Source organism: Peribacillus sp. NPDC094092, from assembly GCF_050279365.1.
Taxonomy (GTDB): domain Bacteria; phylum Bacillota; class Bacilli; order Bacillales; family DSM-1321; genus Peribacillus.
This window is the reverse complement of record NZ_JBNNUC010000001.1, coordinates 1,053,701-1,073,773: the sequence shown is the minus strand read 5'-3', so window position 1 is coordinate 1,073,773 and position 20,073 is coordinate 1,053,701. Positions and strand designations below refer to the sequence as shown.

The window sequence follows — 20,073 nt, the reverse complement described above, 5'->3', positions numbered from 1 at the left end:
GAGGTGGCCCAATCTTAAAGGATTGGGCCACCTCTATTTTTTAACCTTTCAATCCTTTACCGCTTCCTTTAAGCGTATGACAGTATCGGCATCAGGTGTAATATATACGGTTTGCTGCTGGTCGTAGATCACGAACCCGGGTTTGGAACCATTCGGTTTCTTAACATGGCGAACTTGTGTGAAGTCAACGGGAACTGAGCTCGATTGCTGTGCTTTACTGAAGAAAGCTGCTAATATGGCTGCCTCTTTTATCGTTTTTTCACTTGGCGATCCATTTCGAATCACAACATGCGAGCCAGGTATATCTTTGGTATGAAGCCATATTTCATCACGGCGTGCAAATTTATTCGTTAGATAATCATTTTGTTTATTATTCTTCCCGACAAAAATGAGATCTCCATCTGTAGCATAATATGTTTCAAGCTGCGGTTTTGCATTTGCAGGCTTCTTCATGCCTTTTTTCTTTTTTTGCCTAATGTATCCTTCTTCTTGCAGTTCTTCGCGAATCTCCTCTATATCTCTGGGTGAAGCTGATTGGAGCTGCTGTTGCAAGGCTTCGAAGTAGGACAATTCCATTTTTGTTTTTTCGATTTGCTCTTGGACGACTCCGACTGCATTTTTGGACTTTTGATATCTGGAGAAGTACTTTTGTGCATTATCTGATGGGTTTTTTAATGGGTCAAGCGGGATGGTCACCATACTTTGTTCTTCATCATAATAATTGACGACTTCTATTTCCTTCATGCCTTTTTTCATTTGATATAAATTAGCGGTAAGCAGCTCACCGAACAACTGATACTGCTCTCCGCGTTCCGTATCTTTTAATGTACGTTCGAGCTTCCCTATCTTTTTTGAGTTCTTTTCTATTTCATTAGTAATGAAACGTTCTACATCCTGGCTTTTTTGCTTGACCCGATCTCTTTCTGCCTTTCCGAAGTAATAGCGGTCGAGCATCTCGCTCAATGAAGGGAACGTACGTTGATTCCCGGTCAGATGATCTAGAGAAAGCATATAAAAAACTTCTTTATTTCCATCTTGTTTGATCATCGCTGTATAGTTTTGCTCCGAGATTTCTTGGATGATCTTTAAAAAAGCTGATGGAAGGGTCGTGCTGTTGGCAAGTCCAGCCCGGTAAACGGCTTCCTTTGCAACTAATGGTGAAACTCCAGAAAAATGGGCAACAAACTGTCGATCCAGCTTTCCTGCATTGAAGTCAATATTCTTCTTTATGTCGTCCTCTGTAGCCTCGAAGGGATTTTTCTTTTCTTGTGCTGGCGGTGCCAAATATTCCTGGCCGGGCAATACCGCACGATAACTGTTAACGGCATGTGAAACATGCTTGATGCTGTCCAAAATCATATTCCGTTCTTTATCGACTAAAACAATGTTGCTGTGACGTCCCATGATTTCGATGATTAACTGTTTTTGAGAGACATCACCAAGCTCATTGCGGCCCTTCACTTCAAAAATGATCATCCTATCAAGTCCATATTGATAAATATTTTCTATCGTATAGCCTTCAAGGTGCTTCCTAAGGAGCATACAGAACATGGGTGCCTCTTTGGGATTTTCATAACTCTCTTCGGTCATTTGCACCCTCGAATAACTTGGGTGGGCTGATAATAAGAGCTTATGGTTCTTACCTCCAGCACGAACAACCAGTATTACTTCATTTTTATAAGGCTGATGTACCTTATTGATTCGTCCACCTTTTAATAAAGAAGCGATTTCTTCCGTCATCGCTTTCGTGAATAATCCATCAAATGACATTCTATTTTTACTTCCTTTACATAAGATTTTCTAAGAACTCATTTTGGCTGCCCATTTTAGCTAACCCCAATTTTTTAGCGAACTGGGTGAAAAGCCGGGGGTTTATTTCAGGTAATTTGAATGGCTGCTTTTTATGATTCCAGATATTAATTGCAAATTTGTCCATTCATCATGATTAGAGGTCCTTCATTCATTAAATTATCCGGATCGTTCTTCTTTTCGCAATTCTGTTTAATTATAGCATTATTTTGGACGAGTCTGAATAATCATGGAAGAAGAGCAGGTTGTTTTATGTATCGGTAAGCAGGCAGGTGTTGGATGAGTAAAGCAAAAAGCGCCTGTTGAGATGTATACAGGAGCCTATTTCATTCTATTCAAAGGGATGTGTGATACTTGATGGAGTTCAAGGAAATGAATAATCAAGAAATGGAGAAAGCGCTTCAAACAAACGTTACACACGGTTTGGAAGATGATGAAGTAAAGGACAGGCTGCGAAAGCATGGCTTTAACGAATTGAAGGAAGGAGAAAAACAGTCAGCCATTCTTTTATTTTTCGCTCAATTCAAAGATTTCATGGTCATTGTTTTACTTGCCGCGACCTTGGTCTCCGGGATTTTGGGTGAATATATCGATGCGATTGCCATCATGGCGATTGTTTTTTTGAATGGATTACTTGGGTTTTTCCAAGAACGGAAAGCTGAGAAATCCTTGGATGCTCTTAAGGAAATGGCTGCGCCGCAAGTTAACGTACTTCGGGATGGTCAGTGGCTGAAAATCCCATCGCGAGAAGTCGTAGTAGGGGATATCCTGAAATTTTCGAGTGGTGACCGGATTGGTGCAGATTTACGGATCATCGATCATTCAAGCCTTGAAATAGAAGAGTCCGCCCTTACCGGTGAGTCACTCCCGGCCGTTAAATGTTCTGACCCCATGATGAATGAGGTTGAAGGTATCGGTGATCAGGAAAATATGGCGTTTATGGGAACGATGGTAACAAGAGGAAATGGAGCCGGAATCGTAATCGCTACAGGAATGAATACGGCTATGGGCAAAATTGCGGATCTCCTGCAGACTGCAGAAACAAAGGAAACACCGCTTCAACGGCGGTTGGAGCAGCTAGGCAAAATTTTGATCATCACGGCTTTAATATTAACTGTCATTGTAGTCCTGACTGGCGTCATTCAAGGACATGACCTCTATACGATGTTCTTGGCCGGGGTATCTTTGGCTGTTGCGGCGATTCCCGAGGGCTTGCCAGCCATTGTGACCGTAGCATTGTCATTGGGCGTTCAGCGTATGATTAAACAAAAAGCGATTGTCCGTAAGCTTCCTGCCGTAGAAACACTTGGCTGCGCAACGGTGATTTGCTCAGATAAGACAGGTACACTGACACAAAACAAAATGACGGTGACGAAGATCTGGAGTGGGGGGAAAACTTGGGATGTCGGTGGTACTGGGTATAATCCTGTCGGAGAGTTTTCTTTAGAGGGAGTTTCAGTCGCCCCGAAAAACCATAATGCCTTGCTTCAAATAATTACATTTGGCATGCTCTGTAATAAAGCCGAGTTAAATGAGGATGGTAAACGATATATTTTGGACGGTGACCCGACAGAAGGGGCGATGTTGGTCGCGGCAATGAAAGCGGGCTTGACGAGGGAACACTTGTCTAAGAGGTTTACGATAGTCAAGGAGTTTCCATTTGACTCGAGCCGCAAAATGATGAGTGTCATAGTGAAGGATGATAAAGATAATCATTTCGTCATCGTGAAAGGGGCCCCTGACGTATTGATTGCCCAGTCCGACACGATTCTTTGGGAAGGAAAGTCGGAAATATTGAATCAGAAGAGTAAAGAAAGGGTGCAACAGGACATGAATGGTCTTGCCTCGCAGGCACTTCGAATGATTGCTGTTGGTTATAAACCCCTTCCCAAAGGAACGATTTTGCTTCATGAAACCGAAGCTGAGCGCAATTTGACCTTCATGGGATTGCAGGGCATGATCGATCCCCCACGTCCGGAAGTAAAGCAGGCAGTTAAGGAATGCAGGGATGCCGGGATCAAAACGGTCATGATTACTGGCGACCATGTAATAACCGCAAAGGCAATAGCTAAAGAACTTGGTATTTTAAAAGGAAAAGACCGTGTACTGGAAGGACGGCAATTGGCCGACATGGAAGTAGGGGAGCTTGAGGAAGTTGTTGAAAGTGTTTCGGTATTTGCCCGCGTTTCCCCGGAACATAAGCTTAAAATCGTTAAAGCCTTGCAAAATAAAGGACATGTTGTTGCAATGACAGGGGATGGTGTCAATGATGCCCCCGCGATAAAATCAGCGGATATTGGGATATCCATGGGTAACACGGGTACTGATGTCGCAAAGGAAGCTTCTTCGTTGATATTGGTTGACGACAATTTTGCCACAATTAAATCGGCCATCAATGAAGGCAGGAATATTTACGAAAACATCAGGAAGTTCATCCGTTACCTGCTTGCTTCCAATGTAGGGGAGATTTTGGTCATGTTTTTTGCGATGCTATGTGCCTTGCCGTTGCCTTTAATACCAATCCAGATCTTATTCGTGAATCTTGTTACCGACGGACTGCCTGCGATGGCATTGGGACTGGATTCCGCAGAAGAAGATGTAATGAAAAGAAATCCAAGAAATGCAAATGAAGGTGTTTTTGGAAGAGGACTTGGTTGGAAGATCATCTCTCGTGGTTTTCTGATCGGGATTTCTACCTTGATCGCATTTTATGTGGTATACCGTGCAAATCCGGATAATCTTGCTTATGCACAAACGATTGCGTTCGCTACCTTGGTCCTGGCTCAGCTAATACATGTATTCGATTGCCGAAGCGAACGTTCGATCTTCTCGAGAAATCCATTCGGTAATCTTTATCTAGTGGGGGCGGTACTATCCTCCCTATTATTGATGATAGCCGTCATGTATGTTCAGCCTTTACAAACAATCTTTCATACAGTACCGATTTCGGGAAGGGATTGGCTATTAGTTATAGGGATGGCATCCATTCCAACTTTTTTACTGGCTGGAACCTTTTTAGCAAGAAAAGCACAATGATATATGATATAATCTTTAAGGTGGTAGAGTCATGCTCTATTGCCTTTTTATTTTTGTAGTATTTTATTTGTGAGCTAAAGTTTTCGTGCTGTAGCTAATATATAATGAAAGTTAAAGGCCAAATTACTACATTATGTTTGATAGGATGTGGAACCATGGTTACCAGTATGACGGGCTATGGAAGAGAAGAAGCGGAAAACGAACAGGTAAAGGTTTTTGCCGAAATTAAGACCGTTAACCATCGTTTTTGTGAATATACGATTCGGATGCCGCGCCAGCTTTTGGTTTTGGAAGAAAAGGTGAAGAAGAAGGCGAATCAATACATAAGAAGGGGACGGGTGGAAATCTTCATCACAGTGGAAGGTGAGAGCCTTGTTTCCAAAAAAGTGAAGATCGATTGGAATCTTGCTGATCAGTATGCGGGATTGATGGATGAAGTCAAGGGAAAATACAACCTGGAAAGTTCCATCACATTACAGGATATGCTGAAACTTGAATCGATTTTCATAACGGAAGAAGTACCTGCGGTTCCTGCCGATTTGGAATCCCTACTATTGAAAGCCGTCACTGGGGCATTGGAAAATCTGATAAAAATGCGGAATCTGGAAGGTCAGGAACTGGCCTTGGACATGAAACGCCAGCTGGAGAAATTTAGCGAAATTGTAGCGGGGGTCAAGATCCATGCACCTTCAGTCGTCGAGAAATATAAAGCGCGATTGGAAATCAAACTGGCCGAGTTGACTGAAGGATTGATTGAAGATAGCCGCATTGTTACAGAAGCGGCCATTTTTGCTGATAAATGTGATATAAATGAAGAACTGACCAGACTCGATAGCCATGTACAGCAATTTTCAAGGACGCTTACCCATAGTGAACCAATTGGAAGGAAACTTGACTTCCTTGTCCAGGAAATGAATAGGGAAGTCAATACCATTGGATCAAAGGCGAATGATTCGTCCATTACCAAAGAAGTGGTGGAAATGAAAAGTCTTCTTGAAAAATTAAAGGAACAAGTTCAAAATATCGAGTAGTCGGTTTATGATGAACCTAACAAGGTGACAATAGATATGAATGGGGGACAAAAATGTCAATTAAGCTCATTAATATTGGTTTTGGGAATATCGTTTCCGCAAACCGGATCGTATCCATCGTGAGCCCGGAGTCGGCTCCGATTAAAAGGATCATCCAAGACGCCCGGGACCGCGGATCCTTAATAGATGCTACATATGGTAGAAGAACCAGGGCCGTAATAATTACAGACAGCGACCATGTTATCTTATCTGCCGTTCAACCGGAAACGGTTGCTGCACGGCTCCAAGATAGAGATGACAGCGTAGAAGAGGGGTAACTGAAACAATATGAGAGAAAAAGGTTTATTAATCGTTTTGTCCGGTCCATCCGGTGTTGGTAAAGGAACTGTAAGGAAGGCAATTTTTTCTCAGCCAGGAACGGCATTTGAATATTCCATTTCGATGACGACCAGGCTGCCTCGCCATGGTGAAGTGGACGGAGTGGACTATTTCTTCAAAAAGCGCGAGGAATTCGAAGCACTTATCAAAGAAGGAAAATTGCTTGAATATGCTGAGTTCGTCGGTAATTATTATGGAACACCCGTGGATTATGTCCGTGAAACAATCGATTCTGGAAAAGATGTATTTCTGGAAATAGAAGTTCAAGGAGCTAAACAGGTTCGGGAGAAATTCCCTGAAGGACTTTTCATTTTCCTTGCGCCTCCGAGTTTGACTGAACTCGAAAGCCGCATCGTTACTCGCGGAACCGAGACGGAGGAAGCGATAAAAGGACGGATGAAGGTGGCTAAGGAAGAAATAGAACTTATGGATCTGTACGATTATGTTGTTGAAAATGATCATGTGGATGCCGCATGTGCACGAATTAATGCCATTGTAATTGCCGAGCATTGCCGTCGGGAAAGAGTTGCTGTTTTATATAAAAAAATGTTGGAGGCGGAATAAATTATGTTATACCCATCAATTGATTCTCTATTACTTAAAATCGATTCTAAATACTCACTTGTTTCAGTGGCGGCTAAACGCGCCAGGGAAATGCAAATTAAAGATAATTGCCTCGTAAAACCGGTTTCCCATAAAGCGGTAGGTCGTGCCCTTGAAGAAATTCATTCCGGTAAATTGACTTATGATAATTCTTACGAGGAAAACTAAGAGAACACATAGCTTGACCTATCGGGCCTGACACCCTAAAGCAAACAGGAGCGTTACATTTGGAAAGTGCTTCCTTCCTGCGGCCAAGGTGTCAGGCCTGTTTGTTTTGATTTTTTTAAGAGTAACCAAGTACATTGATTGAATAAGGGAATATATGGAACGACCGAGGCGTCCATATGTTATTGCGCATTTCAAATGAAATTTCTTCGGTTTTCCGTCATAATTAGAAAAAATAGAATGTATAGTTAGGGGAAATTTGCATGCTTATCGATAAAAAAGTACTTCTTTGTGTCACCGGCGGGATTGCTGTATATAAGGCTGCTGCCCTGACAAGTAAATTAACTCAGGAAGGTGCCCATGTAAAAGTGGTCATGAGTGAATCGGCACGTAAGTTCGTGACGCCGCTCACTTTTCAGGCACTTTCGAGAAATGATGTTTATACAGATACTTTTGATGAGAAGGATTCTTCAGTCATTGCCCACATCGACTTGGCTGATTGGGCTGATATCATCCTTTTGGCTCCAGCTACAGCCAATGTCATTGGCAAGATAGCCAATGGAATCGCGGATGATATGATCACTACCACACTTCTGGCAACGGAAGCACCTGTTTGGGTTGCGCCGGCAATGAACGTGCACATGTATGCCCATCCAGCGGTTCAGAAAAACATGGAGACACTTCGGTCGTTTGCATATCAATTCATTGAACCGGGTGAAGGGTATTTAGCCTGCGGCTATGTAGGAAAAGGGCGATTGGAGGAACCGGTAACAATAGTGGAACATCTTGATCGATATTTCGGTGAACGCAAATCACAGAAACAGCCTCTTAAAGGAAAGAAATATTTAATAACGGCAGGGCCGACTCGTGAAGCCATTGATCCAGTGCGTTACGTGACGAATCATTCCAGCGGCAAAATGGGCTATGCCCTAGCCGAAGAGGCAATTGAAATGGGTGCTGAAGTGACATTGATTACTGGCCCCGTGAACTTGACGCCACCTTCGAAGGCAAGAGTAATTCAAGTGGAATCTGCAGCGGATATGTATGATGCGGTATTCGAACAGTTCGATTCCAGTGACGTCGTAATCATGACGGCTGCAGTGGCGGATTATAAACCAAAGATTTTTCATGCTCAAAAGATGAAAAAGCAGCCAGGGGAAAATGTGATTGAATTTGAACGGACTAAGGATATCCTTAAGGAACTCGGTGAAAATAAAACTCATCAGATCTTGGTAGGTTTTGCGGCTGAAACGAACAACGTTGAAGAATACGCAAGGGGAAAATTAGTAAAAAAGAATGCAGATATGATCGTTGCCAATAATGTTACCGTCGCAGGGGCAGGATTTGGTACGGATACGAACATCGTGACCATTTACGATAAAGATGGAAGTGCGACCGAACTTCCAAAAATGAGTAAAGCGGATATAGCTAAAAGCATCCTGGCAGAAGTATCCCGCATGCAAAAGGAATGATGTCTTATGGATATAGCATCCGTTATCGTGGATGTACCTGCTAAACAAACGGATCGAGAATTCGACTATCGCATTCCTGAAAAGTGGAACCAAGTCATCAAGCCCGGAATGCGAGTCATCGTCCCATTCGGTCCAAGAATGGTGCAGGGATTCGTCACAGGCTTAAAAGCTAAAAGCGACTTTGCGAAATTACGCAACATAAAGGAACCAATGGATTTGGAGCCCATCCTTAATGATGAATTGCTGCAGCTTGGTGACTGGTTGACCATAGAAGCGATGTGTTTTAAAATTTCAGCGCTGCAGGCCATGCTTCCGGCAGCGATGAAAGCAAAGTATGAAAAAGTTATTAAAGTCGTTGAAGATAAAAAGGATCAGCTGCCTCTCTTCATTCAAAATCTTTTCGGGAAAAATGATTCAATATCTTGGAAAGATGTGATTGAAGGGGAAAACGCCTCCCTTTTCCAAAAGGAAATGCAAAATGGCAATCTTGAGCTTATATATAATGTGAAAAACCGACTAAATAAGAAGATGGTCCGTGTCATTAAACCTTTGCTTTCCCCTAAGGAACTGAAAGAAATGGCATCAGCCCTCTCCAGCCAAGCAAAAAAACAACAGGAACTCCTTCAATACTTTATTGAACATCAAGAAACAATTCCGTTAAAGGACTTGCTTGAATTGATAAACACATCAAGCGGTACCGTCAAATCCCTTGTGTCAAAAGGGGCTTTGGCGGAATTGGATCGAGAAATATACCGTGATCCTTATGAAAACCGTGTATTCGAAAAATCCACACCCTTTACGCTAACAGCTGAGCAAACAGCTGCATTGAAGCCCATCAACGAGAAAATACATCATGATGAACATGATGTCTTTCTTTTATATGGTGTAACCGGCAGCGGGAAGACGGAAGTGTATCTACAGGCAATTGCCTCCGTCATTGAAAAAGGCAAGGAAGCCATCATGCTTGTTCCTGAAATCTCCTTGACGCCACAGACGGTGAAACGGTTTAAAGAACGATTTGGTGAGCAGGTAGCTGTCATGCATAGCGGTTTATCCGTAGGTGAAAAATATGATGAATGGCGGAAAATTCACCGGAAGGAAGTTAAAGTGGTGGTGGGGGCGCGTTCAGCCGTGTTTGCTCCATTTGAAAACCTGGGGCTGGTCATCATTGATGAAGAACATGAATCCAGTTATAAGCAAGAAGAAACGCCAAGGTACCACGCCAGGGATGTTGCCATTGAAAGAGCAAAATCATATAGGTGTCCGGTAATTCTTGGAAGCGCGACACCTACACTTGAATCTTTTGCACGTGCCAAGAAAAACGTCTATAAACTATTGACCCTTAGCCAGAGGATGAATGAAAATGAGTTGCCATCAGTGGATATTGTAGATATGAGAGAAGAACTAAGAACGGGAAATCGTTCCATGTTTTCGGAGCTGCTCTTTACCAAGCTGAAAGACCGGCTTGAGAAGGGGGAGCAAACAGTCCTGATGCTAAATAAAAGGGGACATTCCTCTTTTGTGATGTGCCGAAGCTGCGGATTGGTCATCAACTGCCCTAATTGTGACATTTCACTCACTTATCATCGCTTTAATGATATAATGAAATGCCATTATTGCGGGTTTGAAGAGGGAATGCCTTCCGTTTGCCCTGAATGTGAAAGCGAGCATATAAGGTTCTTCGGTACAGGCACTCAAAAGGTTGAAGAAGAGTTAGCGAAAATTCTGCCTGAAGCTCGGGTCATACGAATGGATGTTGACACGACGAGCAAGAAAGGTTCACATGAGCGGTTGCTGAATGCTTTTGGTGAAGGGAAGGCAGATATATTGCTAGGCACCCAAATGATAGCCAAGGGCCTTGATTTTCCTAATATCACTCTTGTTGGGGTTCTATCAGCTGATACGATGCTGCATCTGCCTGATTTCCGTTCATCTGAAAAGACATTCCAGCTGCTGACACAGGTAAGCGGAAGGGCGGGACGTCATCAGCTTCCGGGAGAAGTGGTCATCCAAACGTATACGCCTGAGCACTATAGCATCGAGCTTTCTGCCTTACAGGATTTTGATGCTTTTTATGAACGGGAGATGCATCTAAGGAGGCAAAGTCACTACCCTCCCTATTATTATGTTGTCCTTATAACCGTTTCACATGAAGACTTGATGAAGACGGTCAGTGTTACTGAAAAAATCACCAATTATTTAGGCTCACGATTGAATCGGGATTCTATCGTACTAGGTCCGGTTGCTTCGCCCATTAGTCGAATCAACAATAGATATCGCTATCAATGTCTGATAAAATACAAACGAGAGCCTGACCTTAATCAGCATCTACGCACACTTTTGGAGCATTACCAAAAAGAAACCGCCCAAAACCATCTGCAGATTTCAATAGATTTGAATCCACAGATCATGATGTAATTGTTTGAGAGATGGATGATTACCGCGAGCTGTTCCAGCTTGCGTTTTTATATAATGAAGTGTTGTTTTTCATATCTAGGAGGGTACCTTTAATTTTGGCTATTTTACCGATTGTCTTGTTTCCTGAAAAAATTTTACAACAAAAATGCGATAAAGTAACAAGTTTTGATAAAAAGTTGGCAAAGCTGTTAAATAATATGTATGAAACGATGGTGGAGGCGGATGGCGTTGGACTTGCAGCACCTCAGGTCGGCGTGAAAAAGCAAGTGGCCGTCGTTGAAATAGAGGAAGGATCAGGTGCTATCGAACTGATTAATCCGGAAGTGCTGGAAATGGAAGGCGAACAGACAGGTGTTGAAGGATGCTTGAGCTTCCCGAGTTTATATGGAGAAGTATCGCGTCCATACCGTGTCAAAGTCCGGGCACAAGACAGAAAAGGATCTTTTTTCGAGATAGAAGCGGAGGATTTCCTAGCGAGGGCGCTTCAGCATGAAATTGATCATCTGCAAGGCGTTTTATTTACAAGTAAGATTTCCCGGTATATTTCGGAAGAAGAGTTAGAAAGGTTAGGAGAAGAATGACAAAAATTATTTTTATGGGTACGCCGGACTTTTCAGTGCCGGTATTGAGAAGAATCATTGATGAAGGGTATGATGTGATCGCTGTGGTCACACAGCCCGATCGCCCAGTAGGCCGCAAAAAAGTGCTGACGCCGCCGCCAGTTAAGGTCGAAGCCGAAAAGCAGGGGATTCCCGTTTATCAGCCCGAAAAAATCCGTGAAAAAGAAGAACTTGAAAAAATCATTGCATTGAATCCTGATTTAGTGGTGACGGCGGCTTTCGGTCAAATCCTTCCGAATGAATTGCTGGATGCCCCTAAGTACGGATGTATTAATGTACATGCCTCCCTGCTACCTGAACTGCGTGGAGGGGCGCCAATTCATTATTCCATTTTGCAAGGGAAAGAAAAGACGGGAATAACCATCATGTATATGGCGGAAAAATTGGATGCCGGTGATATATTGACTCAGGCGGAAGTTATTATAGAAGAAGAAGACAATGTAGGTTCACTGCATGATAAATTAAGCAAGATAGGGTCGGATTTGCTTGCAGAGACGCTTCCAAAACTTATAAATCAGGAGTTGGAGGCGATCAAGCAGGATGAGGCAAAAGCTACTTTTGCGCCTAACATAAAGCGGTCTCAGGAAAAAATCGAATGGTCGAAATCAGGGGAAGACATCTATAACCATGTACGTGGCCTGAATCCTTGGCCTGTTGCTTATACAACCTTAGACGGGGTCATTTTGAAAATTTGGCAGGTAAAGAAACTTGAAGATGGCAATCAGACAGTGCCGGGCACGGTCATTGATGTACAAAGTGATGGTTTCATCGTTTCGACAGGCAATGAGACGGCAATACTGGTTACGGAACTGCAGCCTTCGGGGAAGAAAAAAATGCCGGCGAAAGATTATTTACGGGGAGCCGGATCGTTCATTAAAGCAGGCATGAAGTTAGGAGAACAGAATGAAGCAAACTAAAAAGGGAGTACGTGAAATCGCTCTCGATATCTTGGAATCTGTAGAGAAAAACCAATCCTACAGTAACCTATTATTGAACAATTTGATTAAAAAGCACCAGTTATCCGCCGTGGACAGCGGACTGCTTACAGAAATAAGCTACGGTACCATACAGCGGAAGATGACCTTGGATTATTATCTCAACCCATTTATTAAACAACCGAAAAAAACGCAAAGCTGGGTCATCAATTTACTTAGACTTTCCGTTTATCAAATGGTCTATTTAGATAAAGTGCCAGATCATGCAATCATTTTCGAGGCCGTCGAAATTTCCAAAAAGCGCGGGCACAAAGGTACATCTTCGATGGTAAATGGTGTACTTCGTAATATTCAAAGAAATGGTGTTCCTTCTTTAGGTGATATTAAAGATGATCTGGAACGGCTTTCCATAGAAGTAAGTCACCCAATCTGGTTGGTCAAGCGTTGGGTAGAGCAATTTGGTCATGAAAAAACCAAGGAAATGTGTGAAATCAACTTAACTGCGCCTTTACAGACGGGGCGGGTTAATTTAAAGAAGATTTCACGCCGTGAACTGATCAGCATATTAACGGAGGAAGGATATGATGTTGAAGCAAGTGAAGTCGTTCCTGAAGCAATCGTCAGCTATAAAGGGAATCTTGCTCATTCAGAAAGCTACAAATTAGGGTACTTATCGATTCAGGACGAGAGTTCGATGCTTGTAGCCCATGCATTAGGTGCAAATGAAAATGATGCTGTACTCGATTGCTGTGCTGCACCTGGAGGGAAAACGACACATATCGCAGAAGGCTTGACCACTGGACAAGTATATGCGCTGGACCTGCATGAGCATAAGGTCAAGCTCATTAAAGAGCAGGCTGAGCGCCTAAAACTCAGAAACAATATTAAGACAATGGCCCTTGATAGCAGGAAAGTGCAAGAACACTTTAATAAGGAAGGGTTTGACAGGGTCCTGATCGATGCACCATGTTCCGGATTGGGAGTCATGCGCCGGAAGCCTGATGTAAAGTACACTAAAACAAAAGATGATATAATGAAACTCTCAAGTATACAAAAACAATTATTGGAATCGGCTGCTCCGCTTGTTAAGCAAGGCGGACGCTTAGTATATAGTACCTGTACGGTGGATAAAGAAGAAAATGACAAAGTCGCTGCAGCATTTTTGGAAAGCCATCCGGATTTTGAAAGCGATGCAACCTTGTCCACAAGAATGCCTGAAAGCGTTCAGCCATTTATCGAGGGTCATACGCTGCAAGTTTTTCCGCAATATTTTAGCAGTGACGGATTCTTTATTGCGAGTTTTAGAAAGAAGGTGCTGTAATGGCAGAAATAACTAAATCATCTAGAGTAAGAAAAGACACGACACCAGAAAAACCATCAATCTACTCATTAGAGCTTCACCAAATCAAAGAATGGCTTATTCAAAATGGAGAGAAGGCATTCCGGGCCGATCAAGTATATGACTGGCTTTATAAAAAGCGTGTCTCCAGTTTTGAAGATATGTCCAACCTTTCGAAAACATTACGGGATAAGCTGGAATCACAATTCACCTTCACGACATTGAAAACGTTGATTCAGCAAACGTCCAATGACGGAACAATGAAGTTTTTATTTGAACTCCATGATGGGTATTCGATTGAAACGGTGCTTATGCGCCATGAATACGGAAACTCCATTTGCGTGACAACGCAGGTAGGATGTAGAATTGGCTGTACATTCTGTGCATCGACATTAGGCGGTTTAAAGCGTAATCTTGAATCAGGGGAAATTGTTGCCCAGGTCGTTAAAGTTCAGCAAGCACTTGACGAATCGGAAGAACGTGTTAGTTCCGTCGTTATCATGGGAATCGGTGAACCGTTCGATAACTACGATAACATGATGTCATTCTTGAAAAATATAAACCATGAAAAGGGCTTGAACATCGGGGCGCGTCATATTACCGTTTCCACAAGTGGAATCATTCCTAAAATCTATAAGTTTGCCGAAGAAAGCATGCAAATAAACTTTGCTGTTTCCCTTCATGCACCGAATACGGAATTGAGAAGTAAGTTGATGCCAATCAATAAGGCCTACAAACTCCCGGACTTGATTGAAGCCATCAAATACTATACAGAAAAAACAGGTCGCCGTGTAAGTTTTGAATATGGTCTATTCGGTGGCGAAAATGATACAGTGGAGCACGCAGAAGAATTAGCAAGTTTAATTAAAGGGATAAAATGCCATGTTAACTTAATACCGGTTAACTACGTACCCGAACGCAACTATGTACGTACACCTCGTGACCAAATTTTTGAGTTTGAAAAAACATTGAAGAAGCGCGGCATTAATGTAACGATCCGAAGGGAACAAGGCAGTGATATTGACGCAGCCTGCGGCCAGCTTCGGGCCAAGGAGCGCAAAGAAGAGACGAGGTGACCCTATGAGGGCAATATTTAAGACAGACCGTGGAAAAGTCCGCCAGCATAATGAAGATAATGGCGGAATCTTTAAGAACTCGGAAGGCGTTCGCCTTGCCATCGTTGCAGATGGCATGGGCGGCCACCGTGCCGGGGATGTAGCCAGTGCCATGACGATAGACCTTCTGAAAAAGGGTTGGGAAGCTTCCAAAAGTATCGAAACGGCAAATGATGCCGAGGATTGGCTGAAGCAGCAAATCGTCTTGGTCAATCAGTTGCTATTTGAACATGCAGAAGCGAATACGGAATGCAAGGGTATGGGAACCACCATTGTTGCAGCCATTTGCACCGACAAGTTTGCTACCATTGCCAACATCGGGGACAGCCGATGTTATTTGTATAATGAGAGCGGTTTTAAGCAGGTCACGGAAGATCATTCACTTGTTAATGAATTGGTCCGTTCCGGGCAGATTTCAAAGGAAGATGCCGAAAACCACCCACGGAAAAATGTTTTATTACGAGCCCTTGGGACAGAAATACAAGTGGAAATGGACATTATGACTGTCATCTTCGAGGAAAATGATTTACTACTGCTTTGTTCGGATGGATTGACGAACAAGGTGAGTGAACAGGAACTGGAAGAAACCATAACCAATGGACAGTCACTTGAAGAAAAGGCGAATTCATTAATAGATAAGGCCAATCACTACGGTGGGGAAGACAATATCACCCTTGTGCTTGTTCAATTTACTGAAGAAAGTGAAAGCAGGTGAATTGAATGTTGATTGGTAGAAGAATCAACGACCGTTATAAACTGATCGAGATGGTCGGCGGCGGCGGTATGGCGAATGTTTACCTTGCAAGGGATATGATCTTGGATAGGGACGTTGCATTGAAAATCCTTCGCATGGATTTTAATAATGACGAAGAGTTCATCAAGCGCTTCAATCGGGAAGCCCAATCGGCAACCAGTTTGGCCCATCCCAATATTGTAAGTATTTATGATGTTGGTGAAGAAGATTCAATCTATTATATTGTAATGGAATACGTGGACGGTTTTACACTAAAGCAATACATACAAAAATATTATCCAATTCCAGTTGATGAAGCCCTGGATATCATGAAGCAAATCACGGCAGCGATTTCCCATGCCCATCATAATGGGATCATCCATCGGGACATCAAGCCACAGAACATTTTGATAGATAAAGAAGGAACTGTCAAGATTACGGACTTCGGCATTGCCTTGGCCCTAAGTGCAACGAACATAACGCAGACCAACGCAGTCTTGGGCTCGGTTCATTACTTATCTCCGGAACAGGCCAGGGGCGGCATGGCCAATAAGAAATCGGACATTTATTCACTTGGTATCGTCATGTTTGAATTGTTGACGGGGAGATTGCCTTTTTCGGGTGAATCAGCCGTTTCGATAGCGCTTAAACATTTACAATCGGAAACTCCTTCGCCAAAACGCTGGAACTCCGAAATACCTCAGAGTGTGGAAAATATCATCCTGAAAGCGACAGCCAAAGATTCATATCACCGCTATGATAGCGTGGACTCAATGGAAGATGACATGCGGACTTCACTTAATCCTGAGCGTTCAAATGAACTGCCTTTTGCTATTCCAGAAGATCATGATGCAACAAAAGCGATCCCCGTCATAACGGATGATCAGATTTCAAGCGTCGATGAGACTATCATAAGGGGTCCTGAAAAAAATACATTGGTTTATGCGGACAATGAAGAAAGTGAATCAGAAGCAGAGAGTAAAACGAAAAAGAAACCGAAAAAACAAAAGAAACAGAAAAAACAAAAAATCAAGTCGGTACATAAAGGTAAAAAACGAAAGAACATGCCTGCAATCTTGGTGACCACCTTTTTAGTTCTCGCCCTGCTTGCTGTTTTATCTGTCACTGTTTTACCCCCCCTCCTTGTTTCGAAAGAAGTGACGATCCCGGACCTTAAAGGGGAAGAGTTGGATGATGCCATTACTGAATTGCTTGAAATGGATTTGGAAATTGGGAACACGATCGAAATTGAAGATGAAGAGGTTGAAGCTGGTCTTGTGATCAAAACCAACCCTAAGGAAGGTAAGACGGTCAAGGAAGGTGCAGTGATCGATATTTATCAAAGCATTGGGAAAGAAACGATTTCATTGTCCAGCTATGAAGGTCGAGACTATTCTGATGTTAAATCCCTGCTTGAAAAAATGGGATTCAAAAACATAAGCGTGACCGAAAAATATGATGACAGTGCTGCCGGCACGATCATAGATCAATCGCCCTCAGGTGCCAGTGAGGTCGTACCATCCGAAACAGAGCTTGAGCTAACGGTCAGTAAAGGGGCAGATCTGCTGAGCTTGAAGAACTTAACGGGGTTCAATCAAGCTGGCCTTGATGATTATTCCAATGAAAGTGGAATAAAGATCGATGTTGAAGAAGAAATCTATGATGATACAGTAGCAGAGGGGCTTGTCATTTCCCAGTCACCGGAACCTGCTACGAAGGTGGAAAAGGGCAGTACTGTGAAAGTGGTCCTTTCAAAAGGGAAAGAAGAGATTCCTCCCAAGAGTGTAACGGAGGAAATCAACATCGAGTATGATCCGGTTGAGCCAGGCAAAACGCAAAAAATTCAAATTTTCATCGAGGATATCGACAATAGCATGACGGAGCCTCAAGAAACATTCTTTATCTTGGAAGATGCCAAAAGAACGATCGAATTAATGGTTTCCCCTGATAAAAAAGCAGGATATAAAGTCATGAGGGACAATCAGGTCATCATTGACGAATCCGTCTCATATCCGGAATAAATTTAATAATTAGGAGTGTGGTTATGCCCGAAGGAAAAATTATCAAAGCATTAAGTGGATTTTATTATGTCCTTGATGGTGAAGAGGTCTATCAATGCCGCGGACGGGGCGTTTTCAGGAAGAATAAGGTAACTCCGCTTGTGGGTGATTATGTGGTTTTTGAAGCGGAAAATAAAACGGACGGGACCGTGACCGAAATAAAACCGCGTAAGAATGAATTGATTCGTCCGCAAATCTCGAATGTAGACCAGGCAATCCTTGTCTTTTCAGCAGTAGAGCCTGATTTCAGTCCGGCCTTGCTTGATCGATTTCTCGTACTGATTGAAGATAACGAAATCGAACCCATTATCGTCGTGACGAAACTTGATTTGGTTACTGCTGAAAACCAAAAAAAATTGTCACAGTATATCAAGGACTATCAGAAACTTGGCTATACAGTACTGGAGACATCTTCAGTTACCGCTGGGGGAATCGAAGAACTAGTGCCGTATTTGGAAGGAAAAACCAGTGTGTTTGCCGGTCAGTCCGGCGTTGGGAAATCATCTTTGCTGAATGCAATCAATCCTGACTTGGCTTTAAAGACGGATGATATTTCATCACACCTGGGACGTGGGAAGCATACCACACGGCACGTTGAATTGATTCATATCGGCTCTGGACTTGTCGCAGATACTCCAGGCTTCAGTTCACTTGAATTCATGGAAATGGAAGCTGAACGGTTATCTTATTGCTTCCCGGAAATGCATAAGTATGGGGAAGACTGTAAATTCCGTGCTTGCCTGCACGATAAAGAACCGAAGTGTGCAGTGAAGGAAGCGGTTGATGCCGGGGAAATTCCACGTTATCGATATGAGCATTATATGCAATTCTTAGAAGAAATCAGAGATAGAAAGCCGAGGTATTAAAATGGTTAAAATCGCACCATCCATTTTATCAGCTGACTTTGCAAAATTGGGAGAAGAAATACTTGATGTGGAAAGGGGCGGAGCGGATTTAATCCATGTGGATGTCATGGATGGGCATTTCGTCCCGAATATAACGATAGGCTCACTAATTGTTGATGCTATTCGCCCGGTGACAAAACTTCCGCTTGATGTTCATTTAATGATCGAACAACCTGATCGTTATATCGAGGCCTTTGCGAAAGCGGGAGCCGATTATATAACTGTACACGTGGAGGCATGCACTCACTTGCATCGGACGATACAATTGATTAAATCTTTTGGTGTAAAGGCAGGCGTGGTGCTTAATCCAGCCACTCCAGCTTCCTTGATCCAACCTATAATCGAAGATATTGACATGGTATTGTTGATGACGGTCAATCCGGGTTTTGGCGGGCAAAAGTTCATTAAATCCGTTCTGCCGAAAATTGCCGAAGTGAAGGCGATGGCAGAAATGTATAATCAAAACCTTGAAATAGAGGTTGATGGTGGAGTGAATGAAGAAACGGCTAAACTATGTATTGAAAAAGGGGCGACAGTCCTGGTGGCCGGCTCGGCAATATATAATCAAGAAGATCGACACGCAGCGATTCAAAAGATTCGGGGAAAGTGATATAAGCCGACACTATCATATTCGTATGATGGTGGTCGGCTTTTTTTAGCAATTAACAAAGGCAACATGGATATGATTAGATATAGAAAAGGATGATTTCAATGATTATTAGTATTATGGCTGGAGGTCCGGAATGCTTTTGGCCGGATCTGACATGGTATGAGGAGAAGACTGATCTTTGGGTCGGGGTTGACAGGGGAGTATGGTCCTTGCTGGAAAAAGGTATCGAACCTAAGTACGGCTTTGGGGATTTTGATTCAGTTTCGGAAGACGAATACAAGAAGATTGAGCAAAGGCTGGAACAAATCGATCTATATTCTTCTGAAAAGGATGAAACGGATTTAGAGATCGCATTTAAATGGGCAATAGGGCAAAAGCCAAGTGAAATTCATATCCTGGGCGCTACAGGGGGAAGAATGGACCATTTTCTTGGAAATATCCAGCTGCTCCAAAAAGAAAGTGTCCTCCCTTATCATGGCGATATAGAAATATACATAGTCGATCGGCAAAATATATTCACAGTTAAGACAGCGGGTTCATATGAAGTCACTGCTTTAAAAGATAAAAAATACTTGTCATTGCTCCCTGTAACGGCGGGAGTCACCGGCATTACACTGTCGGGTTTCAAATATCCACTGAATGATGCAAGCTTGGAAATAGGTTCGACACTTTGCATCAGCAATGAACTAATTTCCGAATCTGGGAATGTTTCATTTGAGAAAGGCATATTAATGGTGATAAGAAGCAGTGATTAAAATTCATGCTTAGAGCAGATTCGGATATAATTACGATCATCCTATATCCGCTTAAAAGCTTATGTTGTAATAGAAAAATTCCACTTCAT

17 protein-coding genes are annotated in these 20,073 nt (G+C 42.8%); 16 read left to right on the top strand and 1 reads right to left on the bottom strand.

The window, feature by feature from the left end:
- Positions 1 to 48: 48 nt before the first annotated feature.
- Positions 49 to 1,770 carry an Rqc2 family fibronectin-binding protein gene (locus ACQKNS_RS05030; protein ID WP_427641467.1) on the bottom strand — a complete coding sequence of 574 codons (1,722 nt, stop codon included), beginning with the start codon at positions 1,768 to 1,770 and terminating at the stop codon, positions 49 to 51.
- Between the two features lie 396 nt (positions 1,771 to 2,166).
- On the opposite strand from ACQKNS_RS05030, the gene ACQKNS_RS05025 reads away from it, so the two are divergent.
- From ACQKNS_RS05025 to ACQKNS_RS04950, 16 genes are all read left to right on the top strand, one after another.
- Positions 2,167 to 4,845, top strand: a complete 2,679-nt coding sequence (locus tag ACQKNS_RS05025) for a calcium-translocating P-type ATPase, SERCA-type (protein WP_427642136.1) — start codon at positions 2,167 to 2,169, stop codon at positions 4,843 to 4,845.
- Positions 4,846 to 5,000: 155 nt separating this feature from the next.
- The gene (locus tag ACQKNS_RS05020; protein WP_427641466.1) at positions 5,001 to 5,876 is read left to right on the top strand and encodes a YicC/YloC family endoribonuclease; all 876 of its coding nucleotides are present in this window, start codon (positions 5,001 to 5,003) and stop codon (positions 5,874 to 5,876) included.
- Positions 5,877 to 5,929: 53 nt separating this feature from the next.
- Positions 5,930 to 6,193, top strand: coding sequence for an extracellular matrix/biofilm regulator RemA (gene remA, locus ACQKNS_RS05015; protein WP_034313813.1), 264 nt, complete (start codon positions 5,930 to 5,932; stop codon positions 6,191 to 6,193).
- A 10-nt stretch (positions 6,194 to 6,203) separates the two neighbouring features.
- A complete protein-coding gene (gmk, locus tag ACQKNS_RS05010; RefSeq protein ID WP_076366617.1) occupies positions 6,204 to 6,818 on the top strand; it encodes a guanylate kinase in 615 nt (204 codons plus the stop codon).
- A 3-nt stretch (positions 6,819 to 6,821) separates the two neighbouring features.
- The gene (rpoZ, locus tag ACQKNS_RS05005) at positions 6,822 to 7,025 is read left to right on the top strand and encodes a DNA-directed RNA polymerase subunit omega (RefSeq protein ID WP_076366615.1); all 204 of its coding nucleotides are present in this window, start codon (positions 6,822 to 6,824) and stop codon (positions 7,023 to 7,025) included.
- A 260-nt stretch (positions 7,026 to 7,285) separates the two neighbouring features.
- Positions 7,286 to 8,494: a bifunctional phosphopantothenoylcysteine decarboxylase/phosphopantothenate--cysteine ligase CoaBC gene (gene coaBC / locus ACQKNS_RS05000; RefSeq protein ID WP_427641465.1), complete on the top strand. Its 1,209-nt coding sequence runs from the start codon at positions 7,286 to 7,288 to the stop codon at positions 8,492 to 8,494.
- 6 nt (positions 8,495 to 8,500) lie between these two features.
- Positions 8,501 to 10,912, top strand: a complete 2,412-nt coding sequence (gene priA / locus ACQKNS_RS04995) for a primosomal protein N' (protein WP_427641464.1) — start codon at positions 8,501 to 8,503, stop codon at positions 10,910 to 10,912.
- 95 nt (positions 10,913 to 11,007) lie between these two features.
- Positions 11,008 to 11,493, top strand: a complete 486-nt coding sequence (def, locus tag ACQKNS_RS04990) for a peptide deformylase (protein ID WP_427641463.1) — start codon at positions 11,008 to 11,010, stop codon at positions 11,491 to 11,493.
- Entirely contained in the window at positions 11,490 to 12,449 is a 960-nt protein-coding gene (fmt, locus tag ACQKNS_RS04985) for a methionyl-tRNA formyltransferase (protein WP_427641462.1), read from the top strand. The genes def and fmt overlap by 4 nt, the downstream gene beginning before the upstream one ends.
- Complete coding sequence (gene rsmB / locus ACQKNS_RS04980) at positions 12,436 to 13,788, top strand: 16S rRNA (cytosine(967)-C(5))-methyltransferase RsmB (protein ID WP_427641461.1); 1,353 nt, start codon at positions 12,436 to 12,438, stop codon at positions 13,786 to 13,788. The genes fmt and rsmB overlap by 14 nt, the downstream gene beginning before the upstream one ends.
- Positions 13,788 to 14,882, top strand: coding sequence for a 23S rRNA (adenine(2503)-C(2))-methyltransferase RlmN (gene rlmN, locus ACQKNS_RS04975; protein ID WP_427641460.1), 1,095 nt, complete (start codon positions 13,788 to 13,790; stop codon positions 14,880 to 14,882). The genes rsmB and rlmN overlap by 1 nt, the downstream gene beginning before the upstream one ends.
- A gap of 4 nt (positions 14,883 to 14,886) precedes the next feature.
- On the top strand, positions 14,887 to 15,636 hold the full coding sequence (locus tag ACQKNS_RS04970) for a Stp1/IreP family PP2C-type Ser/Thr phosphatase (protein WP_427641459.1): 750 nt from the start codon (positions 14,887 to 14,889) through the stop codon (positions 15,634 to 15,636).
- 5 nt (positions 15,637 to 15,641) lie between these two features.
- Entirely contained in the window at positions 15,642 to 17,675 is a 2,034-nt protein-coding gene (gene pknB / locus ACQKNS_RS04965) for a Stk1 family PASTA domain-containing Ser/Thr kinase (RefSeq protein ID WP_427641458.1), read from the top strand.
- 23 nt (positions 17,676 to 17,698) lie between these two features.
- Positions 17,699 to 18,580, top strand: coding sequence for a ribosome small subunit-dependent GTPase A (gene rsgA, locus ACQKNS_RS04960; protein ID WP_283901805.1), 882 nt, complete (start codon positions 17,699 to 17,701; stop codon positions 18,578 to 18,580).
- Between the two features lies 1 nt (position 18,581).
- Positions 18,582 to 19,229, top strand: a complete 648-nt coding sequence (gene rpe / locus ACQKNS_RS04955) for a ribulose-phosphate 3-epimerase (RefSeq protein ID WP_427641457.1) — start codon at positions 18,582 to 18,584, stop codon at positions 19,227 to 19,229.
- 101 nt (positions 19,230 to 19,330) lie between these two features.
- Positions 19,331 to 19,984, top strand: coding sequence for a thiamine diphosphokinase (locus ACQKNS_RS04950; RefSeq protein WP_427641456.1), 654 nt, complete (start codon positions 19,331 to 19,333; stop codon positions 19,982 to 19,984).
- The last annotated feature ends 89 nt before the right edge of the window (positions 19,985 to 20,073 follow it).

Bases quoted from the DNA above. Each gene is read 5' to 3' on its own strand.
- coaBC (WP_427641465.1), top strand. From the start codon at position 7,286: ATGCTTATCGATAAAAAAGTACTTCTTTGTGTCACCGGCGGGATTGCT.
- ACQKNS_RS05025 (WP_427642136.1), top strand. From the start codon at position 2,167: ATGGAGTTCAAGGAAATGAATAATCAAGAAATGGAGAAAGCGCTTCAA.
- remA (WP_034313813.1), top strand. From the start codon at position 5,930: ATGTCAATTAAGCTCATTAATATTGGTTTTGGGAATATCGTTTCCGCA.
- gmk (WP_076366617.1), top strand. From the start codon at position 6,204: ATGAGAGAAAAAGGTTTATTAATCGTTTTGTCCGGTCCATCCGGTGTT.
- fmt (WP_427641462.1), top strand. From the start codon at position 11,490: ATGACAAAAATTATTTTTATGGGTACGCCGGACTTTTCAGTGCCGGTA.
- priA (WP_427641464.1), top strand. From the start codon at position 8,501: ATGGATATAGCATCCGTTATCGTGGATGTACCTGCTAAACAAACGGAT.
- ACQKNS_RS04970 (WP_427641459.1), top strand. From the start codon at position 14,887: ATGAGGGCAATATTTAAGACAGACCGTGGAAAAGTCCGCCAGCATAAT.
- rsmB (WP_427641461.1), top strand. From the start codon at position 12,436: ATGAAGCAAACTAAAAAGGGAGTACGTGAAATCGCTCTCGATATCTTG.
- rpe (WP_427641457.1), top strand. From the start codon at position 18,582: ATGGTTAAAATCGCACCATCCATTTTATCAGCTGACTTTGCAAAATTG.
- ACQKNS_RS05020 (WP_427641466.1), top strand. From the start codon at position 5,001: ATGGTTACCAGTATGACGGGCTATGGAAGAGAAGAAGCGGAAAACGAA.
- rsgA (WP_283901805.1), top strand. From the start codon at position 17,699: ATGCCCGAAGGAAAAATTATCAAAGCATTAAGTGGATTTTATTATGTC.
- ACQKNS_RS04950 (WP_427641456.1), top strand. From the start codon at position 19,331: ATGATTATTAGTATTATGGCTGGAGGTCCGGAATGCTTTTGGCCGGAT.
- ACQKNS_RS05030 (WP_427641467.1), bottom strand. From the start codon at position 1,770: ATGTCATTTGATGGATTATTCACGAAAGCGATGACGGAAGAAATCGCT.
- pknB (WP_427641458.1), top strand. From the start codon at position 15,642: ATGTTGATTGGTAGAAGAATCAACGACCGTTATAAACTGATCGAGATG.
- rpoZ (WP_076366615.1), top strand. From the start codon at position 6,822: ATGTTATACCCATCAATTGATTCTCTATTACTTAAAATCGATTCTAAA.
- rlmN (WP_427641460.1), top strand. From the start codon at position 13,788: ATGGCAGAAATAACTAAATCATCTAGAGTAAGAAAAGACACGACACCA.